This is a genomic window from Flavobacterium sp. MK4S-17 (assembly GCF_009848495.1).
Lineage (GTDB): Bacteria > Bacteroidota > Bacteroidia > Flavobacteriales > Flavobacteriaceae > Flavobacterium.
The window spans coordinates 109,295-134,515 of sequence record NZ_WWEP01000001.1 but is presented as its reverse complement, the minus strand read 5'-3'; the positions used below and the strand labels follow the sequence as shown (position 1 = coordinate 134,515).

At 38.0% G+C, this 25,221-nt stretch carries 25 protein-coding genes; 12 read left to right on the top strand and 13 right to left on the bottom strand.

Annotated features, from left to right (window positions below; translation table 11 throughout):
• Nucleotides 1-81: 81 nt before the first annotated feature.
• The 3 genes from GSF09_RS00655 (at nt 82) to ligD (ending at nt 4,202) form a co-directional block, all read left to right on the top strand.
• Nucleotides 82-693, top strand: a complete 612-nt coding sequence (locus GSF09_RS00655) for a ferritin-like domain-containing protein (protein ID WP_159798994.1) — start codon at nt 82-84, stop codon at nt 691-693.
• Nucleotides 694-827: 134 nt separating this feature from the next.
• On the top strand, nt 828-1,607 hold the full coding sequence (locus tag GSF09_RS00650) for a Ku protein (protein ID WP_159798993.1): 780 nt from the start codon (nt 828-830) through the stop codon (nt 1,605-1,607).
• 3 nt (nt 1,608-1,610) lie between these two features.
• A complete protein-coding gene (ligD, locus tag GSF09_RS00645) occupies nt 1,611-4,202 on the top strand; it encodes a DNA ligase D (RefSeq protein WP_159798992.1) in 2,592 nt (863 codons plus the stop codon).
• Here ligD and GSF09_RS00640 read toward each other — a convergent pair.
• Together GSF09_RS00640 and GSF09_RS00635 are read right to left on the bottom strand one after the other, a co-directional pair.
• Nucleotides 4,199-4,813: a deoxynucleoside kinase gene (locus GSF09_RS00640; RefSeq protein WP_159798991.1), complete on the bottom strand. Its 615-nt coding sequence runs from the start codon at nt 4,811-4,813 to the stop codon at nt 4,199-4,201. The genes ligD and GSF09_RS00640 overlap by 4 nt on opposite strands.
• Nucleotides 4,813-5,625, bottom strand: a complete 813-nt coding sequence (locus GSF09_RS00635) for a hypothetical protein (protein WP_159798990.1) — start codon at nt 5,623-5,625, stop codon at nt 4,813-4,815. Before GSF09_RS00635 ends, GSF09_RS00640 begins: the two co-directional genes overlap by 1 nt.
• Before the next feature lie 82 nt (nt 5,626-5,707).
• Between GSF09_RS00635 and GSF09_RS00630 the strand changes: the two genes are divergently transcribed.
• A complete protein-coding gene (locus tag GSF09_RS00630) occupies nt 5,708-6,898 on the top strand; it encodes a S41 family peptidase (protein WP_159798989.1) in 1,191 nt (396 codons plus the stop codon).
• Between the two features lie 45 nt (nt 6,899-6,943).
• Here the strand turns inward: GSF09_RS00630 and sucD are convergent, their stop codons facing one another.
• The 8 genes from sucD to GSF09_RS00590 form a co-directional block, all read right to left on the bottom strand.
• On the bottom strand, nt 6,944-7,816 hold the full coding sequence (gene sucD / locus GSF09_RS00625) for a succinate--CoA ligase subunit alpha (RefSeq protein WP_159798988.1): 873 nt from the start codon (nt 7,814-7,816) through the stop codon (nt 6,944-6,946).
• A gap of 191 nt (nt 7,817-8,007) precedes the next feature.
• Nucleotides 8,008-8,370 (bottom strand): nuclear transport factor 2 family protein, encoded by a 363-nt coding sequence (locus tag GSF09_RS00620; protein WP_159798987.1) that lies wholly within the window; start codon nt 8,368-8,370, stop codon nt 8,008-8,010.
• A gap of 2 nt (nt 8,371-8,372) precedes the next feature.
• Nucleotides 8,373-9,305, bottom strand: a complete 933-nt coding sequence (gene lpxD, locus GSF09_RS00615; protein WP_159798986.1) for a UDP-3-O-(3-hydroxymyristoyl)glucosamine N-acyltransferase — start codon at nt 9,303-9,305, stop codon at nt 8,373-8,375.
• Nucleotides 9,306-9,352: 47 nt separating this feature from the next.
• Entirely contained in the window at nt 9,353-9,919 is a 567-nt protein-coding gene (efp, locus tag GSF09_RS00610) for an elongation factor P (protein WP_159798985.1), read from the bottom strand.
• A 34-nt stretch (nt 9,920-9,953) separates the two neighbouring features.
• Complete coding sequence (lpxA, locus tag GSF09_RS00605; protein WP_159798984.1) at nt 9,954-10,739, bottom strand: acyl-ACP--UDP-N-acetylglucosamine O-acyltransferase; 786 nt, start codon at nt 10,737-10,739, stop codon at nt 9,954-9,956.
• An 11-nt stretch (nt 10,740-10,750) separates the two neighbouring features.
• Complete coding sequence (locus GSF09_RS00600; RefSeq protein ID WP_159798983.1) at nt 10,751-12,139, bottom strand: bifunctional UDP-3-O-[3-hydroxymyristoyl] N-acetylglucosamine deacetylase/3-hydroxyacyl-ACP dehydratase; 1,389 nt, start codon at nt 12,137-12,139, stop codon at nt 10,751-10,753.
• A gap of 10 nt (nt 12,140-12,149) precedes the next feature.
• Nucleotides 12,150-13,172 (bottom strand): UDP-3-O-(3-hydroxymyristoyl)glucosamine N-acyltransferase, encoded by a 1,023-nt coding sequence (lpxD, locus tag GSF09_RS00595; protein WP_159798982.1) that lies wholly within the window; start codon nt 13,170-13,172, stop codon nt 12,150-12,152.
• A 23-nt stretch (nt 13,173-13,195) separates the two neighbouring features.
• Nucleotides 13,196-14,440 carry an HD domain-containing protein gene (locus GSF09_RS00590; RefSeq protein WP_159798981.1) on the bottom strand — a complete coding sequence of 415 codons (1,245 nt, stop codon included), beginning with the start codon at nt 14,438-14,440 and terminating at the stop codon, nt 13,196-13,198.
• Between the two features lie 438 nt (nt 14,441-14,878).
• On the opposite strand from GSF09_RS00590, the gene GSF09_RS00585 reads away from it, so the two are divergent.
• Genes GSF09_RS00585 through GSF09_RS00570 form a run of 4 tightly spaced genes read left to right on the top strand, consistent with a single transcriptional unit; the run spans nt 14,879 to nt 18,937 of the window.
• On the top strand, nt 14,879-16,432 hold the full coding sequence (locus GSF09_RS00585; RefSeq protein WP_159798980.1) for a bifunctional response regulator/alkaline phosphatase family protein: 1,554 nt from the start codon (nt 14,879-14,881) through the stop codon (nt 16,430-16,432).
• Nucleotides 16,433-16,443: 11 nt separating this feature from the next.
• Nucleotides 16,444-16,851, top strand: coding sequence for a tRNA (adenosine(37)-N6)-threonylcarbamoyltransferase complex ATPase subunit type 1 TsaE (gene tsaE / locus GSF09_RS00580; protein WP_159798979.1), 408 nt, complete (start codon nt 16,444-16,446; stop codon nt 16,849-16,851).
• A 54-nt stretch (nt 16,852-16,905) separates the two neighbouring features.
• A complete protein-coding gene (locus GSF09_RS00575; protein ID WP_159798978.1) occupies nt 16,906-18,099 on the top strand; it encodes an alanine dehydrogenase in 1,194 nt (397 codons plus the stop codon).
• Between the two features lie 13 nt (nt 18,100-18,112).
• Entirely contained in the window at nt 18,113-18,937 is an 825-nt protein-coding gene (locus GSF09_RS00570; protein ID WP_159798977.1) for a sulfite exporter TauE/SafE family protein, read from the top strand.
• Nucleotides 18,938-18,987: 50 nt separating this feature from the next.
• Here the strand turns inward: GSF09_RS00570 and GSF09_RS00565 are convergent, their stop codons facing one another.
• The 3 genes from GSF09_RS00565 to GSF09_RS00555 form a co-directional block, all read right to left on the bottom strand.
• Complete coding sequence (locus GSF09_RS00565; RefSeq protein ID WP_159798976.1) at nt 18,988-19,377, bottom strand: ankyrin repeat domain-containing protein; 390 nt, start codon at nt 19,375-19,377, stop codon at nt 18,988-18,990.
• A gap of 190 nt (nt 19,378-19,567) precedes the next feature.
• A complete protein-coding gene (locus GSF09_RS00560) occupies nt 19,568-20,515 on the bottom strand; it encodes a phosphoribosylaminoimidazolesuccinocarboxamide synthase (protein ID WP_159798975.1) in 948 nt (315 codons plus the stop codon).
• A 59-nt stretch (nt 20,516-20,574) separates the two neighbouring features.
• Nucleotides 20,575-21,522, bottom strand: coding sequence for a PhoH family protein (locus GSF09_RS00555; protein ID WP_159798974.1), 948 nt, complete (start codon nt 21,520-21,522; stop codon nt 20,575-20,577).
• A gap of 103 nt (nt 21,523-21,625) precedes the next feature.
• Between GSF09_RS00555 and GSF09_RS00550 the strand changes: the two genes are divergently transcribed.
• The 4 genes from GSF09_RS00550 to gldG are packed head-to-tail and all read left to right on the top strand — an operon-like array spanning nt 21,626 to nt 25,193.
• Complete coding sequence (locus GSF09_RS00550) at nt 21,626-22,462, top strand: S-adenosyl-l-methionine hydroxide adenosyltransferase family protein (protein ID WP_159798973.1); 837 nt, start codon at nt 21,626-21,628, stop codon at nt 22,460-22,462.
• 9 nt (nt 22,463-22,471) lie between these two features.
• Nucleotides 22,472-22,768, top strand: a complete 297-nt coding sequence (locus GSF09_RS00545) for a putative quinol monooxygenase (protein WP_159798972.1) — start codon at nt 22,472-22,474, stop codon at nt 22,766-22,768.
• A gap of 35 nt (nt 22,769-22,803) precedes the next feature.
• On the top strand, nt 22,804-23,529 hold the full coding sequence (gene gldF, locus GSF09_RS00540; RefSeq protein WP_159798971.1) for a gliding motility-associated ABC transporter permease subunit GldF: 726 nt from the start codon (nt 22,804-22,806) through the stop codon (nt 23,527-23,529).
• Nucleotides 23,529-25,193 carry a gliding motility-associated ABC transporter substrate-binding protein GldG gene (gldG, locus tag GSF09_RS00535; protein WP_159798970.1) on the top strand — a complete coding sequence of 555 codons (1,665 nt, stop codon included), beginning with the start codon at nt 23,529-23,531 and terminating at the stop codon, nt 25,191-25,193. Before gldF ends, gldG begins: the two co-directional genes overlap by 1 nt.
• Nucleotides 25,194-25,221 lie beyond the last annotated feature (28 nt).

Below are 25,221 nucleotides of genomic sequence, written 5' to 3'. Positions count from 1 at the left end.
CAATGGCTAAATTTGTTAGTGTAGTTACAAATTAAAAAACACTTTTTATAAATACAATTTCCAACTTAAATTCTATTAATTATGAAAACAGCAACAAAAACTTCTAACAAAAGTACAAGCAAAACAAGTTCGTCTTCTTCAAAATCTTCCACAACAGGCGGAAGAAAAGTTAAGGCAAAATCAACCGCCGCTGAAGGCCTTAAAGAATTATATATTGACTGCCTTAAAGACATATACTGGGCTGAAAAGGCTTTATTGAAAGCTCTACCAAAAATGGCTAAAAATGCATCTTCTGAAAGTCTTGTAAGTGCTATTGAAGAACATATTACAGTTACAGAAGAACAGGTTTCAAGGCTTGAAAAAGTATTTGAACTTGCAGGTAAAAAAGCTTCAGGAAAAAAATGCGATGCCATGGATGGTTTAATCAAGGAAGGTGAAGACATATTAAAAAGCACAGAACCCGGCCCGGTAAGGGATGCAGGTATTATAGCCGCTTCACAAAAAATTGAGCATTATGAAATTGCTACCTACGGTACTATTTGTGCATTTGCTAAAACTTTGGGACAGGATGAAGCGGCAGAATTACTGCACCAAACCCTTGAAGAAGAAAAACAGGCTGACATGACTTTAACTGAAAATGCGTACAATGACATTAATTTTGAAGCGCATGAAGAAGATGACAGCGAAGAATAAAAACTGAAAAGTTTAATAAAAAAAGCACACTGAAAGGTGTGCTTTTTTTATTTGCCGACTGTGAAAGTAGTATTAAAATAATAGGTTGTAAAACAATTGCTTGCTAAATTTAGTAGGCATAAAATGTTTTAATTATGAAAGCTATCTGGAAAGGCAGTATAAGTTTTGGGCTAGTAAACATACCTATAAAATTATACAGTGGTGCTACAGCCCACCGTATCGACCTGGATATGATAAGGCAAAAGGATAAATGCCCTATACAGTATGTGCGGGTTTGTAAAAAAGATGGCAAAGAAGTGCCCTGGGATGATATAGCAAAAGGATACCGGAAAGAAAACGGTGATTATGTTATTTTGGATAAAAGCGACTTTGCTGCAATAGCACCTGAAAAAACACAGACTGTTGATATTTTTGAATTTGTAAAAGAGGAAGAAATCCCTCCCCAATATCTTGAAAAACCTTATATAACGGAGCCTGCAAAAGAAGCCAAAAAAGTATATGCACTGCTTAGGGATGCACTTAAAAAATCGGGCAAGGTAGGGCTATGCCGCTTTGTAATGCGCACTACACAGCATTTAGGCATTTTAAAGGTTGAAGAAGATGCCATATTACTCATACAGATACGTTTTAATGATGAGTTAAGGGATACAGGCGAGGTAAACCTTCCTTCAGATATTAAAATATCCAAGAAAGAACTGGATATGGCAACCAGTATTATAGAACAGCTTACAGGCAAATTTGAACCTGAAAAGTATAAAGACACCTATAAGGAAGAGCTGGTAAAGATGATTAAAAAGAAAGCGGCGGCTAAAAAAGGTGAAAAACCGGCTCCCGTTAAGCGCAGGAAAAAAACCACAGATAAAGATGACCTGCTGGAACAATTAAAGGCAAGCCTTGCTGCTGTAAAAAGTTAAAGTATGAAGTTGTCAGAATATAAGAAGAAAAGGGATTTTACAAAAACAGCAGAACCTGAAGGCAAAGTAAAAAAAGCCGGAAAGGAACTGCGCTTTGTAGTCCAGAAGCATGATGCTTCAAGGCTTCACTATGATTTCAGGATAGAAATTGGCGGTGTGCTTGTAAGCTGGGCAGTACCTAAAGGCCCTTCGGCTGATACTTCGGTAAAAAGGCTGGCAATGCATGTGGAAGACCACCCTATGGATTATATAGATTTTGAAGGCACCATACCAAAAGGGCAGTATGGTGGCGGTACCGTTATGGTTTGGGATACAGGAACCTACCTGGCTGAAGGTATTGATGATTATACCGAAAGCGAAAAAATACTTAAAAAAATGTACCGTGAGGGTAATATAAAAATGACACTAAATGGCGAAAAGCTTAAAGGTTCCTATCATCTTGTACATATGAAAGGCAAGGAAAACCAATGGCTGCTCATGAAGGGTAAGGATGAATATGCAGGAAAAGATAAATTCAAACAGGAATCTGTACTAACGGGGCGTACGTTGGATGAAATTGAAAACGATAAAAAATCAGCAACCTGGCAAAGCAACAGGAAAGAAACCAGGTCTGTAGCTAAAGACAATACCAAAAGTGAAACAAAAAATGAACCTGTAACCTTTACCCCTGATGATGTTGCCGGAGCAAAAAAGCTTACTAAATTCCCTTCCGGCTGGAAGCCTCAATTAGCCACACTTACTGATGAAATATTTAATGATGATGAGTGGCTCTTTGAAAATAAGTATGATGGTTACAGGGCACTTATACAAATCAATAAAGGCAAAATTAATCTTGTATCGAGGAACGGGCTGTCATTTAATGCCAAGTATGCGGACTTAGTTAAGGCTTTTGAAATTATTGGTGATGATGTAATACTGGATGGTGAAATTGTTGTTGAAAATGAAAAAGGGCAAAGTAAATTTCAATGGCTGCAGTATTACAATGAAAACCCCGAAAGAGGCCAGCTAAAATGCTACGTTTTTGATATATTATATTTTAATGGTTTTGACCTTACCCCTCTTGAACTGGTGCAGAGAAAACGCATACTGAACGCACTGCTATCTCAAAGTGATGAAATTATTTATTCCGGCCATGTTATTGGTAAAGGTACTGAAGCACTTAAAAAAGCTGAAAAAGAAGGGGCTGAAGGTTTGATTGCTAAAAAAGCTTCTTCAAAATACCATGTAAACAAGCGTAGCAAGGAGTGGCTTAAGATCAAAGTTACTAAAGAACAGGAAATGGTTATTGGCGGCTATACCGACCCCCAGGGCTCGCGCACAGGCTTTGGTTCCCTGATGCTGGGATATTATGAAAATGATGAATTAATATATTCGGGGAAAGTTGGCACCGGCTTTAATGAAGATTCATTAAAAGACATGCATGCAAGACTACAAAAATTAGAAAGGAAAACAAGCCCTTTCCAAAACGTACCAAAAGAAAAAAATGCGCATTGGGTTACCCCTGCCCTTGTAGCCCAGATAAAATATACCGAATGGACTGAAACAGGAAGCCTTCGGCATCCCGTATTTATAGCACTGCGTAATGATAAAAATCCTAAAGAGGTAATTCGCGAAAAAGCTGCGGAATTAAGCCCTGAAAATAAAAATGTGAAGAAATCAAATACCGAATCAAAAAAAACGGCTAAGCCAAAAGCTATGAAAAAAGGTTTTGATACAGATAAAGTAGAAATATCTAACCCTGATAAAGTCTTTTGGCCAAAAGAAGGGTATACCAAAGGCGATGTTATAGCTTATTATGACCAGATGGCAGAATATGTATTGCCTTATATAATTGACAGGCCCCAATCATTAAGAAGGACACCTGATGGAATAAAAAAAGAAGGCTTTTTCCAAAAAAATGTAGCGGGCATGGTGCCTGACTGGATAAAAACCAAGAAAATAAAATCTAAGTCAAAAGGAGATACTATAGAATATTTAGTGTGTAATGATAAAGAAACGCTTATATTTCTTGCCAACTGGGGCTGTATAGAAATAAACCCCTGGAGCAGCCGCGTAGGCAGCATTAACAATCCCGATTATATAATTTTTGACCTTGATCCCAACAAGGCTTCTTTAAAAGACCTTGTTACTACAGCTAAAAAAGTCAAAGAAATACTGGATAGCCTTAACATCAATGGCTACCTTAAAACATCAGGAGGAAAAGGGCTGCATGTATTCATACCGGTACAACCTAAATACACTTACACCCAAACACGTAGTTTTTCTGAAATTATAAGCCAGGCTGTACATAAGGCTTTGCCTGATATAACCAGCCTGGAACGAAGCCCGTCTAAAAGGGTTGGAAAAGTGTACCTTGATTATTTACAAAACGGTAAGGGGAAAACAATGGCCTGCGCCTATTCCCTCCGCCCACGGGAAGGGGCAACTGCCAGTACCCCGCTTAACTGGGATGAACTTGATGATAAAAATTTTGATATTAAAAACTACACTATTAAAACACTGCCGGAAAGGGTGAAACAAAAAGGCGACCTGTGGAAAAATTTCTTTAAGGACGCCATTGATTTAAATGAGGTTTTAAGCAAGCTGTCAGGCTAAAACAACCCGTGTATTTCGGCATTAATACGGTTTATTATATCGCCTAAATCTTCAGGGTTATCTACAAAATCCAGTTTGTCAACATCAAGTATAAGCAGTTTTCCCTTGTCATACCCCTGCACCCAGGCTTCATAACGCTCGTTAAGCCTGCTAAGGTAATCTATGGATATAGAGTTTTCATAGTCCCTGCCACGCTTGTGTATCTGCTTAACAAGGTTTGGTATTGAACTGCGCAGGTATATCAGCAGGTCAGGCGCTGCCACAAAGCTTTCCATAAGTTCAAACAGCGATTTATAATTATTAAAATCCCTGTTGCTCATAAGCCCCATAGCGTGCAGGTTGGGTGCAAATATATGGGAGTCTTCATATATAGTCCTGTCCTGTATAATTTTTTTACCACTCTCCCTTATCTGCAATATCTGGTTAAAGCGGCTGTTCAGGAAGTATATCTGCAGGTTGAATGACCAACGCTCCATCTGGTGGTAAAAGTCATCCAGGTAAGGGTTATCTACCACATCTTCATAGTGTGGCTCCCATTTAAAATGTTTAGCTAATAATCCTGTTAATGTGGTTTTTCCGGCGCCTATATTCCCGGCTACAGCTATATGCATTATTCTGGTAGTGTTATTTTATACTGGATGATTTCGTTGTTTGTAAAAATAGATAAAATTTGTGCTGCATAATGAAAACTTTTAAATGATTTTTCAACCGTTTCAACCTGCATTACCTTTTCTTCTGCCATGTTGTATAAATAAACAGCATTGCCTTTTTTAAATAATATTCTTTCCCCTCCCGGTATAATTTGCAACTGTTCAAACTCAGGTACAGTACCCAGGTAATTAACCTTGCCAAAAAGGTTTACCGCATAGCAATCGTTTCGCGAATCTATCCAGTAAAAATAATTGTAATCACTCTGGAAATATTTAAGGCTTTCATTAAAAGGCGGTGTAAGGGTTTTAAAAGTTTTTTGTGCCGGGCTATAAAGTCCTATCTGCTGTGTAGCCATATCATAAAGCCATAGGCGGTTTTGCGATGCCAGCCCTGCCGCTTCGGCAAGTATGGGCTGTGGGTTATCAGTCCTTGGCTGGTCGGTAAAATTAATTCTCGCAGTTTCATTTAACTGGTTGTCCAGTAAAACTACAGTATTGAATTTTTTATAAAATAACACTATCTGCAACGGATTGTATATATCTGCTGAGTGTAACGTGCCTAATGCAACCGCTTTATATTGCAGCATAATTCCGTCTTTACTTTTCCTGAATTCATTATTAAGAGTGGTATATTTCCACCCAAAGGCATCAGTGCCTATATATCTTTCAGGGCCAGCCTTTACATTAGAAAGTACTTTAACAGGTATGGTTAGTTCCTGTGCCTGGCACGTAAATGCAAAAAAGGTAAATAAATATAATAAAGCGGTTTTCATTAAATTTCTTTCAGCTTATAAAAATATGAAATTTGGCTGGTTATTAGTTTATATTAGCAGTTACAACTTTAACTGTTTAATTATGCAAAATATAAAACCCGCACTATTTTTTTTACTGCTTACTTTAAGTTTAAAGGGGCAATCTATATACAGGGAAGACTTCATTGAATTCTGGAATGACTACAACAATAATTTTGCCTATTTTAAAGAGCAGCAGGTTGACTGGAATAAAGTAAAAGAAATTTACCTGCCTGCTACAGACACCATTAAAAACAATTATGAATTTACACTATTGCTGGAAAATGTAATAAATGAACTGCATAATGGGCATATATCGCTAACATCAGGATATGATACATCTAACAGAATTATACCAAGCGGTGCCGATGTATATGCCGAAAAGCGGGAAAACAGTTTTTTTATTACTGATGTACGCAAAAATTCAGCCGCTGAAAAAGCCGGGATTAAACCCGGTATGGAAATACTATCCTTCAATAAAAAAGATGTTGCAGCGCAACTGCAAAAATTCCTGCCTAAGTCAGCTGAAAAATATACTCCTGCAATGTATAGCTATGCCGTTAATATGCTACTTGCAGGGACATATGCTATGAAAAGGGAATTCACACTGAAACAAGATGGAAAAATATATAATTATTTCCCGGATACTATTGTAAATGAACAACCAAAAACTTTATTAGAATATAAAATATTGCCTGGTAATACCGGGTACATTAAAATTAATAACTCCCTTGACAACTATGATTTAATACCTGCTTTTGATAAAGCCGTTGATAGCCTGATGAGTACAAAAAGCATAATACTTGACCTGACAGAAACACCCGGTGGTGGAAATACAACTGTTGCACGTGCTATTATGGGGCGGTTTATTGACAAAGATATGCCCTACCAAAAACACCTCATTAATGAAAAGGAATATGGTACAGTACGCTCGTGGATAGAATATGTAGTACCCAGAAAAAAAACATATAAAGGCAGGCTGGTAATTATGGCAGGACACTGGACAGGAAGCATGGGCGAAGGAATAGTTATAGGTTTTGATGCCATGAAAAGGGCAAAAATTACAGGTACAAAAATGGCAGGGCTGATAGGTGCCATATATACTTTTAAAATGAAAAATACACAAATAGGCTACCAGATACCTGCTGAAAAAATGTACCATATAGATGGTACTCCACGGGAAAGTTTCATACCGCCTTATAATACTGCCAACAGTATCGAAACCTATAAACAGGCCCTAAAGCTTGCTAAATAAAAAAGCCCCTTTTAAAGGGGCTTTTCATTATCTTATAATTAAGGTTTATCCTAAAACCTCTTTTACTTTTTTACCAATTTCAGCAGGAGAATCCACTACGTGTATTCCGTTTTCCCTCATGATGCGTTTTTTAGCTTCAGCCGTGTCGTCAGCACCACCTACAATAGCACCGGCGTGGCCCATAGTACGTCCTTTAGGAGCAGTTTCACCGGCAATAAAGCCCACAACAGGTTTCCTGTTGCCGTCTTCCTTAATCCAGCGTGCAGCGTCAGCTTCAAGCTGTCCGCCTATCTCCCCTATCATTACAATACATTTTGTTTCAGGGTCGTTCATAAGCAGTTCTACTGCCTCCCTTGTAGTTGTACCGATAATCGGGTCACCACCTATACCAATAGCGGTTGTGATACCAAGCCCCTGTTTTACCACCTGGTCAGCAGCTTCATAAGTTAATGTTCCTGATTTTGAAACTATGCCTACAGTTCCTTTTTTAAACACAAAGCCCGGCATAATCCCCACTTTAGCTTCTTCCGGTGTTATAACGCCCGGGCAGTTAGGGCCAATCAGGCGGCAATCCTTATCTTTAATATAATCATAAGCTTTAATCATATCCGCAACAGGAATACCTTCAGTAATTGCTATAATTACTTTAATACCTGCCTCGGCAGCTTCCATAATTGCATCAGCAGCAAATGCCGGCGGAACAAAAATGATTGAAGTATCTGCACCTGCAATTTCCACTGCATCTTTTACAGTATTAAAAACAGGGCGGTCTAAGTGTGTGGTTCCACCTTTACCAGGTGTTACACCGCCTACTACGTTAGTGCCATATTCAATCATCTGGGTGGCGTGAAAAGTACCCTCGCTACCTGTAAATCCCTGAACAATTATTTTGGAATCTTTATTTACTAAAACACTCATGATATAGTTTTTTATTATTTTAATAGTGATGCAAAAATAGGTTTTTACTTAAAATATATAAAGCTTTTTTTATTATTTATATATCAATTTTTCAAAAGGAACTAACCAATTTCCAATTGTATTATCAAATCAATAATAAAGCATTATCAGTTTTAATCCCTGTAAGTTTTTATGCCCGAAATAAATAAAACCTAACCCAACTGGCTCATTAAAAAACCTTTATACAGCTTATTATCTTTTATTTCCCAAACAAGGATAAAGTGGGCAAGGATAGTTTCTTCAGCAGGGTTTTCAAACGCATGTACATAATGAGTATAGCGCACGCATACAGAGTTGCCTTCTGCAATAAGATGGCTTATTTCCACCCTGGCATCAGAATAGGATTTCTGCATTTCGGAAACAAGGGCAACAAGGTCGTTTTTTTCCAGTTGTAAAAAACCTTTTGAGCTGTGCCATTGCAGCAACAAATCATCATGTATAAAGCCCTGCATTACTTTTGCATCTTTATACGCACCCTTCTCATAATATTCTCTTACAAGCTCCTTTGCATCCATAATTATTGCTTTAATTTCTCTAAAATTTCAGGTATGCGTTTCACGTTGGCAAGCTGTTTCAACTTATCTCTTGATTCTTCAGCCGGAGTACCAAAATATATCTTACCGCCTTGAAGCGATTTGCTAACTCCTGATTGCGCCAATATTATTGCCTTACTTCCAATAGTTACTCCGCTTGTTGTACCAACCTGTCCCCAAATGGTAACTTCATCTTCAATAACAACGCATCCTGCAATACCTGTTTGGGCTGCAATAAGGCATTTTTTACCAATTATGGTATCATGCCCAACGTGCACCTGGTTGTCTATTTTAGAACCTTCGCCTATAGTTGTATCTCCTGTAACGCCTTTATCAATAGTACAGGCAGCACCTATGCCAACATTATCTTTAATAACAACCCTTCCGCCCGATAACAACTGGTCAAACCCTTCAGGGCGCTTTTTGTAATAAAAAGCATCGGCACCAAGTACAGTGCCAGCATGTATAATTACATTATCTCCTATTACAGTATTATCATAAATACTCACATTAGGATGAATAAGGCAGTTTTTGCCAATTTTTACATTATTGCCAATAAAACTGTTAGGCTGTATTACAGTCCCCTCGCCTATTTCAGCAGAATCGGAAATTGAAGCAGCGGAAGACCTAAATGGCATAAAATGCCTTGTGAGTTTATTAAAATCCCTGAATGGATCGTCTGAAATTAATAAAGCCTTACCATCGGGGCAGTCAACTTTTTTGTTGATAAGCACAATGGTAGCCGCCGATTGTAAAGCTTTATCATAATATTTTGGGTGGTCAACAAATACAATATCCCCCGGTTCCACCACATGAATTTCATTCATGCCATGCACTGGAAAATCTTCATTTCCTACAAACTCACTGTCAATTATTGCTGCTATCTCCTTTAAAGGATAAACTTTAGGAAATTTCATATTTGCTGGTTTAAAATATGGGCCTGCATAAACAGGCCCATTAACTATTATTCTTTTACACGCTCAACATAAGCGCCTGTAGCTGTATCAATTTTAATTTTATCACCTTCATTAATAAATAAAGGTACATTAACCGAAGCCCCTGTTTCAACAGTAGCAGGCTTGGTGGCATTTGTGGCAGTATTGCCTTTTACGCCCGGCTCGGCATAAGTTACTTCAAGCACTACAGAGGCAGGCATATCTACTGACAATGGCGAATCTGTTTCGGTGTTCCATATAACCATTACGTTTTCGCCTTCCTTTAAAAGCTCGGCAGCATCAAGTATATTTTTGTTTAATGAAATCTGCTCATAGTTTTCAGCATGCATAAAATGATACAGGTCGCCCTCAGGGTAAAGGAATTGATATTTGTGTGTTTCAACCCTTACGTCATCAATTTTGTGCCCCGCAGAAAAAGTATTATCAAGCACCTTGCCTGTAGTAAGGCTTTTTAATTTAGTCCTTACAAAAGCTGGGCCTTTACCCGGCTTTACATGAAGGAATTCAATAATTTTATAAATATCGTTATTAAACTTAATACATAACCCGTTCCTGATGTCAGATGTACTTGCCATTATTTGAATTTGTTTATTTGTTGCCTTTAATTTATTAATATATGCCGGTGTAGCCTTTCATTACACCCCTTGATGAATTCCTTATAAACAGTATTATTTCATCACGCTCCGGGGTAGCCTCCATTTCAGCTTCAATTATACTTAAAGCCTGTGTGGTGTTATAATTTTTTTGGTACAGTATTCGGTAAATGTCCTGTATCTCCCTGATTTTTTCAGTAGTAAAGCCCCTCCTCCTTAAACCTATAGAGTTAATACCCACATAAGATAAAGGTTCTTTGGCCGCTTTTGTAAAAGGCGGCACATCTTTACGCACCAACGACCCGCCGGATATCATAGCATGGTCGCCAATACTTATAAACTGGTGTACTGCCGCAAGCCCGCCTATAATAGCATAATTACCAACAGTAACATGCCCTGCAAGGGCAACACCGTTTACAATAATCGCATTATCACCAATATGGCAGTCATGGGCTATATGGGCGGTAGCCATAACAAGGCAGTTTTTACCGAGTTTGGTTTGGCCTGATGCAATGGTACCCCTGTTAATGGTAACACACTCACGTATAGTGGAGTTATCCCCTATTATTGCAAGTGAATCTTCACCTCCAAATTTTAAATCCTGTGGTACTGCGGAGATTACAGCACCGGGAAAAATATTACAGTTTTTGCCAATCCTGGCACCTTCCATAATAGTAACATTTGAGCCAATCCAGGTACCTTCTCCTATTTCCACATTATTGTGAATAGTAGTAAAAGGCTCAATTACCACATTTTTGGCAATTTTTGCTCCGGGATGTACATATGCTAAAGGTTGATTCATAAAATGTTCTTTTAGTTGTTTTTGACAATCTGTGCCATTAGTTCGGCCTCTGCAACCAGTCTGCCATTAGCATAGGCATTAGCCTGCATGTGGCATATACCCCTCCTGATAGGAGAGATAAGGTCGCATTTAAACACCAGTGTATCGCCCGGCAATACTTTTTGTTTAAACTTAACGTTGTCAATTTTCATAAAGTAAGTAAGGTAGTTTTCAGGATCGGGAACGGAACTTAAAATAAGTATCCCTCCTGTTTGCGCCATAGCCTCAACTATAAGTACCCCCGGCATTACCGGAGCGCCGGGAAAATGGCCTACAAAAAAGCTTTCGTTCATGGTAACATTTTTCAATCCTACCACATGGCTGTCCGACATTTCCAGTATTTTATCCACCAAAAGAAAAGGCGGGCGGTGTGGCAGCATGCTCATGATTTTGTTTACATCCATAAGCGGCTCCTGGTTAAGGTCATATACCGGAACCTGGTTGCGCTGCTCTATCTTTATAATTTTAGATAGTTTTTTAGCAAATTGCGTATTTACAAAATGACCGGGTTTATTGGCGATTACCTTACCTTTTATCCTTGTACCTATCAAAGCAAGGTCACCAATAACATCAAGCAGTTTATGGCGGGCTGCCTCATTAGGATAGTGCAGTGTAAGATTATCTAATATACCGTTTGGCTTAATGGCTATACTTTCCTTGCCAAAAGCAACCTTAAGGCTTTCCATAGTTTCCGGGGATATTTCCTTATCAACATATACTATGGCATTATTAAGGTCGCCACCTTTAATAAGCCCATTATTCAAAAGGGTTTCCAGTTCATGCAAAAAGCTGAAAGTCCTTGAATCTGCTATTTCAGTCTTAAAATCTTTTATATTTTTAAGTGTTGCATTTTGTGTACCCAATACCTTGGTACCAAAATCAACCATTGCAGTTACTTGGTAATCATCCGCAGGCATTACAATTATTTCACTGCCTGTAGCCTCATCGGTATAAGAAATTACCTCTTTAACCACATATACATTGCGTTCTGCATCCTGTTCAACCAGCCCCACTTTTTCTATAGCCTCTACAAAGAATTTTGAAGAGCCATCCATAATAGGCGGTTCAGATGCATCAAGCTCTATAATTACATTATCAACATCGCAGCCTACAAGTGCTGCCAGCACGTGTTCAGAAGTTTGTATCTTAACCCCTTTCTTCTCAAGGTTTGTACCTCTCTGTGTGTTAACTACATAATTGGCATCGGCCTCAACTACCGGCTGGCCTTCAAGGTCTACCCTTACAAAAGTAAATCCGTTATTTATTGGGGCGGGCTTAAACGTCATGGTAACATCCTTACCTGTATGAAGCCCTACACCTTTTAATGAAATTTCGCTTTTAATGGTGGTTTGTTTAACCATCTTTACTTATTTATTGTTTATTTTGATGTTTAAGCTCTTCTATGTCGGCAACAATTTTTGGGAAGTTTTTAAAATAAACATACGATTTATTAAAATCGGCATACGCTAAGGCAGGAGATCCCTGTACAGCCTCGCCATCTGCCACATTTCTTGCTACACCCGATTGTGCCTGTATGCGTACATTATTGCCAATAGTAATATGCCCTACTATGCCTACCTGCCCCCCAATAATGCAGTTTTTGCCTATTTTGGTTGAACCGGCAACGCCTGTTTGTGAAGCTATAACCGTATTTTCCCCTATAACTACATTGTGGGCTATCTGTATCTGGTTATCAAGTTTTACGCCCTTTTTAATTACCGTTGAACCCAGTGTTGCCCTGTCTATAGTAGTGCAGGCGCCCACATCTACATTATCTTCAATAATTACATTCCCAATCTGCGGTACCTTACTGTAAATACCCTCTTCGTTAGGTGCAAATCCAAAACCGTCTGAACCTATAATGGAGCCTGAATGTATAGTACAGTTTTTTCCTATTTCTGTTTCAGAATATATACGGACACCCGCAAAAAGTATAGTATTGTTGCCTATGGTTACATTATCCCCTACAAAGCTGTTGGGATAAATTTTTACATTATCGCCAATTTTTACATTTTTCCCGATATAGCAAAAACTGCCCAAATACAGGTTTTCACCATATTCAACACCTTCCGAAATAAAAGAAGGCTGCTCAATACCTGATTTCATTAACTTAACCTGGTTATAATATTCCAGTAGTTTTGAAAATGATTTATAGGCATCGTCAACCTTTATAAGTGTAGTGTTTATTTCTGCCTCAGGCTCAAAGCTTTTGTTAACTATTGTAACACTTGCTTTTGTAGAATATATATATTGCAGGTACTTAGGGTTTGCCAAAAAGGTAAGGGAGCCATCTGTGCCCTCCTCTATTTTGGCAAGCTTATAGACTTCTGCGTTGGGGTTGCCCACAACTTCTCCCTCCAATATGCCTGCTATCTGTTCTGCTGTAAATTTCATCCCGACAAAAATATAAAATTATATCAAATACCTGCTTTTTCCAAAATTACTTTTGGAAAACACATATAATACTTGGTTACAGGTTTTGATAATGCTTTAAGATTCAACTGGTCTGAAGCTTCTATAACATCTTCCATCGTTTTGTCCTTTTTTAAAATGCGTATCGGTTCCCCGGCTTTGTTATAAGCCTGGTTTTTTATTTTACCTTTAAAAACAAAGTAGGATGCCTCTTTTTCAGTAATACTGTAATATTCCATTACTACAGCTTTAAGCCTTTCCACCTCTTCCTTATCTACTTTTGCGGAGCGCAGCCTTATTTTTAAAAGGTCGCGGTTAATAATCATCCTGCACAGTTCTCTTAGAACAAAATCATCATTAAACTGCCATTCCTTTAAAGCTGATACAATGTCAAAATCATCAAGCTGCGAAAAAGTTTTAAGCACCTCGTCATTAAAATCTTCAAAACTGATTTTATTCTTAAGGAAATACTGCAAAGGCCTGCTGCAATTCAGCTCCTTGCCCAAATGAGTAAGTTCCTTCGCCCGTTTTAATATTTTAGTTAATATCAGTTCGGCAGCAACACTTGTTTTGTGCAGGTAGGCCTGCCAGTACATAAGCCTGCGCGCTACCAGGAATTTCTCTACGGAGTAAATTCCTTTTTCTTCAATTACAAGTACATCATCCTCAACATTCAGCATCTGTATAAGCCTTTCAGAATTTATATTTCCTTCGGCAACGCCTGAATAAAAGCTGTCTCTTTTAAGGTAATCCATCCTGTCCATATCCAGTTGGCTGGATATAAGCTGCAGCATAAACTTCCGGTGGTATTCTCCTTTAAATATTTTTATGGCAAGTGTAAGCTTTCCATTCATTTCCTGGTTTAGCCTGTCCATAAATAAAAGTGAAATACACTCATGGTTTACATCTTCCACAATACTGTGCTCCATAGCGTGTGAAAAAGGCCCGTGGCCTATATCGTGCAGTAGTATGGCAATGCATAAAGCATTCTCTTCTTCTTCCGATATCTGGACTCCTTTAAATTTTAATATCTGTATAGTACGCTGCATTAAATGCATACAGCCCAGTGCATGATGAAAACGCGTATGGTGTGCACCTGGATATACCAGGTAAGACATTCCCATTTGGGAAATGCGCCTTAACCTCTGGAAGTACGGATGCTGTATAAGGTCGTATAATAGCGGATTGGTAATTGATATAAACCCGTAAACGGGGTCATTTAGTATTTTCAGCTTGTTTATCTGGCTCACAAATTAAATTTTAAACAAATATAGCAATAAACAAAGTGGCAGGCAGGTTTACAAAACAGCTTTTTTAACACGAATAACAACTGTATTAACGCGGTTTTATTAATATTAGTTAAACCTAGGTTAATATGCTTTAATCGCTTTTACGGCTACAAACATATAAGTAATTTTATACCCGGATATTATGATTTTTTAAAATATACATGCTGCTAAAGCTGTAAATTAGGCAACACATCAACAACCAAAGAAACTTCAACACACCGTAGGACATTAATAACGTTATTTTTTGTTACTTAGGTTATTGAAGGAGGGCCTGCAAAAATAAATTTTGCGGGCCTTTTTTATTTATGCCATTAGAGTTTTTATAAAAAAATTAGGATTAAAATCCTTAATATACCTTAAATTGCAGTGCTTTTTTTAATAAAAAATTACTCATAAAATATGAATGAGATAAAGATACTTTGGGTTGACGATGAGATTGATATGCTGAAACCCCACATACTTTTTCTTGAAAAAAAGAATTATAAGGTTACCACTGCCAATAACGGGCAGGACGCTATAGACCTTTTTGAGAATGAAAATTTTGACATTGTTTTTCTCGATGAAAACATGCCGGGATTAAGCGGGCTGGAAACCCTTTCTGAAATAAAAGAAAAAAAATCCTCTGTACCGGTAATAATGATTACAAAAAGCGAGGAAGAATACATAATGGAAGAAGCCATAGGCTCTAAAATAGCCGACTACCTTATTAAGCCTGTAAACCCAAACCAGATATTGCTTTCCCTTAAAAAGAATCTTGATAACTCCAGGCTGGTATCCGAAAAAACAACCCTCGACTACCAAAAGGAATTTCGTAAAATATCCATGGATATGGCTATGGTAAACAGTTGGGAAGACTGGATAGACCTTTATAAAAGGTTACTGTTTTGGGAGCTTGAGCTTGAAACCATAGAAAGCCAGAGTATGGTGGAAATACTGGAATCGCAAAAACTGGAAGCAAATTCACAGTTTGGCAAATTCATTGAAAAGAATTATGAAGACTGGTTTGAGCAGAAAGCTGATAAACCCGTATTGTCGCACAATCTTTTTCGCGAACTTGTTGTGCCTGAAATCCAGAAGAAACAACCTATATTATTTGTTGTTATAGATAATTTGCGGTATGACCAGTGGAAGGCTTTTGAAGGTGTTATTTCCAACCATTACAAACTGGAAAAGGAAACGGCTTATTATTCCATATTGCCTACGGCTACACAATATGCACGCAATGCCATATTTTCAGGGCTTACTCCGCTTGAAATGGAAAAAAAATATCCGCAGTACTGGAAAAACGATGTGGATGAAGGAGGCAAAAATTTATATGAGTGTGAATTTTTAACAGAACAGCTACGCCGCCTTGGGCTTAGCAACCTGAAACAGGAATACTACAAAATAACCAACTATAAAGACGGTAAAAAACTTGTTGATAGCTTTAAAGGGCTTAAAAATAACGACCTTACTACTGTGGTATATAATTTTGTGGATATGCTTTCGCATGCTAAAACCGAAATGGAAGTGGTGAAAGAACTTGCCAGCAATGATAAGGCTTACCGTTCCTTAACTTTAAGCTGGTTCAGGAATTCTCCTTTACTGGAAATTATCCAACAGGCACAGGTTATGGGCTTTAAATTAATTCTTACCACCGACCACGGTACTATAAATGTAAAAAACCCAAGTAAAGTTATTGGCGACAGGAACACCAGCCTTAATTTAAGATATAAAACAGGGCGCAGCCTTACTTTTGAGGAAAAGGATGTATATCATGTAAAAGACCCTAAAAAAGTACAGCTCCCTACTATAAATATGAGCAGTTCTTTTATTTTTGCCAAAAATGATTTGTTCCTGGCTTATGTAAATAACTTTAATCATTATGTAAGTTATTACAGGAATACTTATCAGCATGGTGGTATTTCGCTGGAAGAAATGATTATACCGTTTTTAGTTTTTAACCCAAAATAGCTTTCGGTTATATGGAAATAACTTTTTCCCTGGAGGAAATAGATAAAACTGCCCAACAAATTTTAAATGGCGGTTTAAAAAATATAGTGCTTTTTCATGGCAAAATGGGAGCGGGAAAAACAACCCTGATAAAAGCTATTGCTAAAAAACTGGGAGTTAAGGATATGGCTTCCAGCCCTACCTTTTCATTGGTTAATGAATATGCAACTGAAGAAGGACAGGTTATTTACCATTTTGACCTTTACAGGCTTAACAGTGAGGAAGAAGCATATGATATGGGTATCGACGAATATTTTTATTCCAGCAACCTGTGCCTTATTGAATGGCCGGAAAAAACCCCAAACCTTATTCCGCTTGACCATACCGCTATTACCATTAGGCAGCTACAGGATGATAAAAGGCAAGTTATAGTAAAATAGTTATTAACATCTGTTCATTTTTTGTAATTTAGAAGCAATTTATCATAACCAGCCATGTCAATTACACCTTTTACAAAACAGCAGTTGCTCCCGCAGGAAGAAAAACTTGAAGTAGCAAGAGAGCGCAGCGATTTATTTATAGGCATACCTAAAGAAACTTCTTACCAGGAACGGAGGATTTGCCTTACGCCTGATGCTGTAAACTCACTTACTGCACATGGGCATCGTGTAATGATTGAAGCAGGCGCCGGAGACAGTGCCAGTTATTGTGATAAAGAATACAGCGATGCAGGTGCTGAAATTACACAGGATACCAAAAAGGTTTTTAGCTGCCCTGTTATTTTAAAAGTTGAACCGCCAACTTTAGGCGAAATAGAAATGATGAACCATAAAACGTTGCTCATTTCTGCCATACAATTAAAAACCCAAAAAAAAGAATATTTTGAGGCACTGGCTGCCAAAAAAATTACGGCACTTGCCTTTGAGTTTATTAAGGATGAGGACGGCTCCTACCCTGCCGTAAAATCGTTAAGTGAAATTGCGGGTACAGCCTCGGTACTTATAGCTGCCGAACTGATGATTAGTGAAAAACTGGGTAAAGGGCTTTTACTGGGTAATATTACTGGTGTGCCACCTACAGAAGTAGTGATAATTGGTGCAGGTACAGTAGCAGAATTTGCAGCTAAAACAGCTATTGGGCTTGGTGCCAATGTAAAGGTTTTTGATAATTCCATAACCAAGCTGCGTAGGCTGCAGAATAATTTAAACCAGCGCATATTTACTTCAACCATACAGGAAAAAAACTTACTAAAGGCATTAATGCGCTGCGATGTGGCAATAGGTGCTATGCGCGGTAAAAACAGGACACCTATTATTGTTACCGAAACAATGGTTGAGCATATGAAAAGAGGTGCCGTAGTGGTAGATGTATGTATAGATACAGGAGGCTGCTTTGAAACATCTGAAATTACAACACATGAAAAGCCCACTTTTGTAAAAAACAATGTAACGCATTATTGCGTGCCTAACATTCCTTCCCGCTATTCTAAAACCGCATCAATATCCATAAGTAATATAATCAGTCCTTTTTTACTTCAAATGGCTGAAGATGGCGGGCTGGAAAGCTCAATACATTGTAATACCGGTTTAAAGCATGGCGTGTATGCCTACCACGGGCTTTTAACAAACAGGCTTATTGCCGACTGGTTTTCCCTGTCTTACAGGGATATTAATTTATTAATATTTTAAAGAATACCTTTAATTGGAAAATAGTTTTGTTCTTGTTTTGGTGGGATTGGTTATAGGCGCTTTCGGCACTTTAATAGGTGCAGGGGGCGGTTTTATTTTAGTGCCGCTGCTTATTATATTTTACCCTGACCTTACTCCTGAATTAATAACCGCAATATCCATGGCAGTTGTTTCGGTCAATGCCGTTTCCGGTACTTTTGCCTATGCAAAATCAGGCCGTATAGATTACCGTGCCGGTATTACTTTTGCGCTTTTTACCATACCTGGCTCTATATTGGGAGTATTTACCGTACAATACATACCTGAAAAGCTTTTCAATATCATTTTTGGTATCTTACTTATACTACTGTCTATTTACCTTTTTTATAAAAACAGGAATGTCCTGCCCGATGTAAAGCCGATAATTAAAAAAGGTTACACACACCATATTGTTACCGATAATAAAGGTGTAACCTATGAATACAGCTATAATCAGGTAAAAGGCAATATAGTTAGTATTTTGGTTGGCTATATTTCCCCTTTGCTGGGTATAGGCGGCGGTATAATCCATGTGCCTGCCATGGCGCACTGGCTAAAATTCCCGGTGCACATTGCTACTGCAACATCACATTTTATCCTTGCTGTTATGGCAACAGTAACCGTTATTACGCATGCTGTAAATGGCAGTTACAATGATCCTGCTATTGTAAAAATGGTTTTAATGCTTGCCCTTGGCGTAGTACCCGGAGCACAGATTGGGGCTTATTTTTCCCATAGGCTGAAAAGCAATGTTATCATCCAGTTTTTGGCAGGATGCCTTATATTGGTAGGCATCAGGATACTGTTAAGCGTTACATAAAATAAAAAAGCACCTCATTAAGGTGCTTTTTATAATCGTGCTAACAACGGTTAGGCATTCATAGCTTTTTTCAAAACTTCGGCAGCCTGTGTAGCATTAGAAAGCTCTGCATATTTAACAGCAGTGAAACCCTTTTCATCAGCTTCTTTAACATTGGCACCGTTCTCAATTAAAAGATTAACAATTTCAACATTGTTATAACGGGCTGCCAGCATTAATGGTGTTAAACCGTTAGATTTTTGATTTACATCAACACCGTACTGAATGAATTTTTTAACGGCGTCAACATCGCCTTTAAGGATTGCAGCACAAAGCGGGGTAGTATTTTTATACTCCCTTACTAACTCAATTTTTTTTGTGTCTGTTACTGTGTTTTCTGCAATTGCTGCATTACTGAAAGCTACAAGTGCAAGTCCTAAATAAATGATCGTTTTTTTCATGATGATTTTGATTTTTAATGATGATTGATTTTACTTTGATTGTTTAATTAATAGACGCATACAAATTACAATCGTTACTCAAAAACATTATTTTAACATAATTTTTAACAAATTTATTTATCTGCCTTTATTGCAATAAAATAAAAAAACCGCCACTATTGGGCGGTTTACGTTAATATTGAAAGTTTTTTTATTTACTCAAAAAAGCTGTTACATTATTTTCAATTCTCTTATGAATATCCGAGATGTCAGCTTTAGCAAATTTTTCTCCAATAATATTTTCATAAAGTTCAATATATCTTTCAGAGACGCTGGCAATATATTCGTCAGTCATTTCCGGAATCTGCTGACCTTCCTTACCCTGAAAGCCGTTAGCAATCAGCCACTGCCTTACAAACTCCTTACTTAGCTGCTTTTGTTGCTCTCCCCTGTTTTGTCGCTGCTCATAACCTTCGGCATAAAAATATCGTGAAGAGTCCGGTGTATGTATTTCGTCAATCAAAACTATTTTGCCGTCTTTGTTCCGTCCAAATTCGTATTTGGTATCCACCAGTATCAAGCCCCTTGAAGCAGCAATTTCACTGCCGCGCTTAAACAAAGCTCTTGTGTATTGCTCCAGTACTTTATAATCCTGTTCAGATACTATACCTTTCGTTATAATATCCTGGCGGGATATATCGGTATCATGTTCGCCATTATCGGCTTTGGTAGTTGGTGTAATTATAGGCGAAGGAAATTTATCGTTTTCCCTCATGCCTTCAGGAAGTTCTACCCCGCATAAAATTCTTTTCCCTGCGGCATACTCCCGTGCAGCATGGCCGGAAAGATAACCGCGTATAACCATTTCCACCTTAAACGGTTCACAAAGCATACCAACAGCTACATTTGGGTCGGGTGTGTCTATAAGCCAGTTCGGGACAATATCTTCGGTAAGGCGCATAAACTTAGTGGCAATTTGGTTCAGTATCTGCCCTTTGTAGGGTATGCCTTTGGGCATTACCACATCGAAAGCCGAAAGCCTGTCGGTAGCTACCATTACAAGCAGGTCGTCATTAATAGTATATACATCCCTCACCTTACCGCGGTACACATTTTTTTGCCCCGGAAAATGAAAATCAGTTTTGGTTATAGTGCTCATTGTTGTTGTGTTGTTATTAAGGCACGAAGATAGTAAGAATACTTACAGTTTACTGAAAATTAATCATGGTTTTCAATAGCCTTGTAAGCATCAATAATTTTCTTAACAAGCCTGTGGCGCACAATATCCTTATCGTCAAGGTACAAAATGCCAACACCGTCCACGTCCTTTAATATAAGTAATGCTTCCTTAAGTCCCGAGATAGTCCGGCGCGGCAGGTCAACCTGCCCCGGGTCGCCTGTAATCATGAATTTGGCATTACGGCCCATACGGGTTAAAAACATTTTCATTTGGGAGTGTGTGGTATTTTGTGCCTCATCAAGAATTACAAAAGCATTGTCAAGCGTGCGCCCCCGCATAAATGCAAGCGGTGCTATCTGTATAATACCTTTTAAAATATAATCCTCCAGTTTTTCAGGCGGAATCATATCCCTTAGTGCATCATAAAGCGGCTGCATATAAGGGTCAAGTTTTTCCTTCATGTCGCCCGGTAAAAAGCCGAGGTTCTCTCCTGCCTCAACCGCAGGTCGGGTTAGTATAATGCGTTTAACCTGCTTTTCCTTTAATGCCTTAACAGCAAGGGCTACACCGGTATATGTTTTCCCCGTTCCTGCCGGGCCAACAGCAAATACCATATCATTTTTATACATTGACTCTACCAGTTTCTGCTGGTTGGGTGTCATTGCCTTTATCAGCTTGCCGCCTACGCCGTGCACCAGTATCTTATCATCTGGGTTCATGTGCTCTACCTGCTGGTCGCTTTGTATAACCCTTTCAATTACATTATCATCAATATTATTGTAGCGGGAAAAATGCAGCATTAACCTTTTAAAACGCTTTTCAAACTCGTCCAGCATTTCTTTTTCCCCAAAAGCCTTCAGCGTGGTGCCCCTGGCTACTATTTTAAGCTTGGGATAGTATTTTTTAATAGTTTCAAGATGTGAGTCCTGCGCACCCCAAAAATCTTTAGGGGCTATATCGGTCAGTTCAATAGTCCTTTCGTTCAAAAGCAGTTCATTTTAATTAGAGATAGTAGCTATTTAATTATTAGCTTTGCATTCAAATTTAGTGAAATTTTAATCGCACTTTCTAAAAGTTTTACACAATTTTATGTCAATAATTACCCTTACTACCGACTTTGGCCTCAAAGACCATTTTGTGGGCGCTTTGAAAGGGAAAATTATATCAGAATACCGCGAAGCCACAATTATTGATATATCGCACCACGTAGATTTATTTAATATACCCGAAGCCAGTTATATAATTGGCTGTGCGTATAAAAGCTTCCCTAAAGGAACCGTGCATATTATTGGTGTTGACGCTGAACTTACAGTAGAAAGCAGGCATATTGCCATGCAGTGGAACGAGCAGTATTTTATTTGTGCCGATAACGGTATACTGAGTATGCTTACGCAAAAGATAGTACCACAAAAAATAGTGGAAATAAATATACATGACAGGCTGCCTGAAGGCTCAACCGAAATGGATGTATTTGCCAAAGTAGCCTGCCACATAGCACGTGGCGGCCTGCTGAATGTTATAGGCCGGGAAACTGCAAAAATTAAGGAAGTTAACGAGCTTCAGCCGGTAATACCGGGCGATAAAGCAAGCATTAAAGGCTATGTGGTTTATATAGACCATTTTGGCAATTGTGTTACCAATATAACAAGGCAAATGTTTAAAGATGTGGGACGCGGCAGGGATTATGAAATTGTTTTTAGCAATAAGACAATAAAAAATATAAAGGCAGGGTATTCGGACTTTAGGATAAGCGAAAATTCATCCCTAAAAAATTATGAGGGCGAAAGGCTTGCTATTTTTAATGAGGTAGGCTTTTTAGAAATCGCCATTTACCGCAGCAACCCCTCTTCAGTAGGTTCGGCTAAAACATTATTAGGGTTAAAATACCGTGATATGGTGAGTATTGTATTTAAAAACGAGCAATAAATAATCAGAATGTTTATAAGAATTGTAAAAATGCATTTCAGGGAAGGGACAACCGATGCTTTCCTTTCTAATTTTGATGAAGTGAAACAGCACATACGAAATTTTCCCGGAAACCGTTTTCTAGAACTATACAGGGACAAGCAGGATGCTACAGTGTTTTTTACCTATAGCTACTGGGAAACAGAACAAGACCTTGAAAATTACCGCAATTCGGATTTATTTAAGGAGGTTTGGGCATTTACAAAGCAGCTTTTCAGCGAAAAAGCGCAGGCATGGAGTGTTGACAGGCTTGTTACACTGGATTAAAAAAATACATACTTTAACAAATAAGTATAAACTAAATGAAAGCATTACTAAGTAGGGAAATTAAATCTTTTTTCGGTTCGCCGACAGGGTATTTGGTTATTGCCATTTTCCTTTTGTTAAACGGACTTTTCCTTTGGGTTTTTGAAGGCGATTTTAATATACTGGACAGCGGCTTTGCCGACCTTACCCCCTTCTTTACCCTTGCCCCGTGGATATTATTGTTTCTTATTCCTGCCGTAACCATGCGCAGTTTTTCCGACGAGAAAAAGCAGGGCACAATCGAATTATTATTTACCAAGCCTTTAAGCACATGGGAAATTGTAAACGGTAAATTTTTTGGTGCATTTATTTTAATACTGCTTGCTTTGCTGCCAACATTAGTATATGTATTTGTGCTTTCGGCTCTTGGCAACCCGGAAGGGAATATTGATATGGGCAGTACTCTCGGCTCCTATTTCGGGCTGCTTTTTTTAATTGCAGGTTATACGGCGATAGGAATATTTACTTCTGCCCTGTCCGATAACCAGATTGTTGCCTTTATAATTTCAGTATTTCTTTGTTTTATATTTTATTTTGGTTTTGAGGGTATTTCCGGCATTATGGGACAGTCCGGCAGATTAATAGCTGCTTTGGGCATGGACTACCATTTTAAAAGTATGAGCCGCGGGGTTTTAGATACACGTGATATTATATACTTTTTTAGTATTGCTGCTTTATTTTTGGCGTTAACTGTTTATAAACTTAAATCGCTGAAATGGTAATGGAAAGAATAAAGAAAAAAAGCATATTAAAACTAGTTGTTGTTATTTTTGCCATTGTATTTATTAACATACTGGCGCATTTTCTATATATCCGTTTTGACCTTACTACAGATAAACGTTATACATTATCTTTAACTACTACTGAGCTTATCGAAAAAGTATCAGAACCTTTATATATTGATGTTTTCCTCGGAGGGGAATTACCTCCAGAATTTAGAAGACTGCAAAAGGAAACACGTAGCCTTTTGGAAGAGTACCAACTTAGGAATCCAAACATCATATTCAACTTTAATGATCCGCTTGAAGATGAAACTACTGCTGAACAGTATATGCAGGAACTTTATGCACTTGGTTTTACTCCTACTAATATCAATATCAATAAAAAAGGTAAAAAATCTATAGTACAGATATTCCCTTGGGCTATAGCTAATATCGGTCAAAAATCGGTAAAAGTGCCTCTATTGGTGAATAGCTATGGCCATACAGCCGAGGCAAACATTAATAAATCAGTAGAATTACTAGAATATGCATTTACTGATGCAATATATAAGCTGACTACTACCGACAAAAAGAAAATAGCGGTACTTAAAGGCAATGGAGAACTGGAAGATAAATATATGGCCGATTTTCTTAGAAACCTTAGCGCATATTATTTATTGGGAGAGTTTAATATCGACTCATTGCAAAACGACAGGAAAAAAACCTTGGAAAACTTAAACCGTTTTGACCTTGCAATTGTTGCCAAACCCACCACAACTTTTACAGATGATGAAAAATATGTCTTTGACCAGTATATAATGTCAGGCGGAAAAAGCATTTGGATGATTGATAAAGTCAGTATCGATCTTGATAGTCTTAGAAATAAAAATCAGACCTCGCTTGCATTTCCTAACAACCTGAACCTTGATGATATGTTTTTCAAATATGGAATTCGTATTAACGACAGGCTTATACAAGATTTGTTTTCGACACCCATAACCGTGCAGTCACCAAACGGCCCTGCACCTGTTGATTGGTTATACTCCCCTATAGTACAGTCAGAAGAAAATCATCCTGTAAATAAAAATATCAACTTAGTAAAACTTGAATTTGCCAATTCAATAGACACTCTTGCTAATAATATCAAAAAAACAATACTATTAAGAAGCTCATCTGAATCGCGAACAGTTGGCACACCCCAGGAAGTTAGCTTAGGGCAGTTTATGGATAACCTTAATCCTGGAGAATATACTCAGGGAAATATACCAATTGCAGTATTACTGGAAGGAAAATTTACATCGGCATTTAAAAACAGAGTGAAACCCTTTGAACTTAAAAACAATATCGATGAAGGTAAGGAAAATAAAATGATTGTTATTGCTGATGGCGATATTATCAACTATACCTATGTAAATAAAAAACCACTTGACGGCGGTATTGATCCATGGACACAACAGATATATAGCAATAAAGATTTTCTGCTAAACTGCGTAAACTATCTTATGAATGACTCCAGTCTGATTAACATAAGGAGCAAGAGAATTGACCTTAAATTTTTAGATAATGTAAAAGTAGAGGAAAATTACACTACTGTGCAGTTGGTTACAATAGGGATACCGTTACTTATATTGCTGATTGCAGGATTGTTATTCACTTACCTCAGAAGGCGTAAATATTCACGATAAGTGTTAATAAAAAATGTTTCAGTATTCA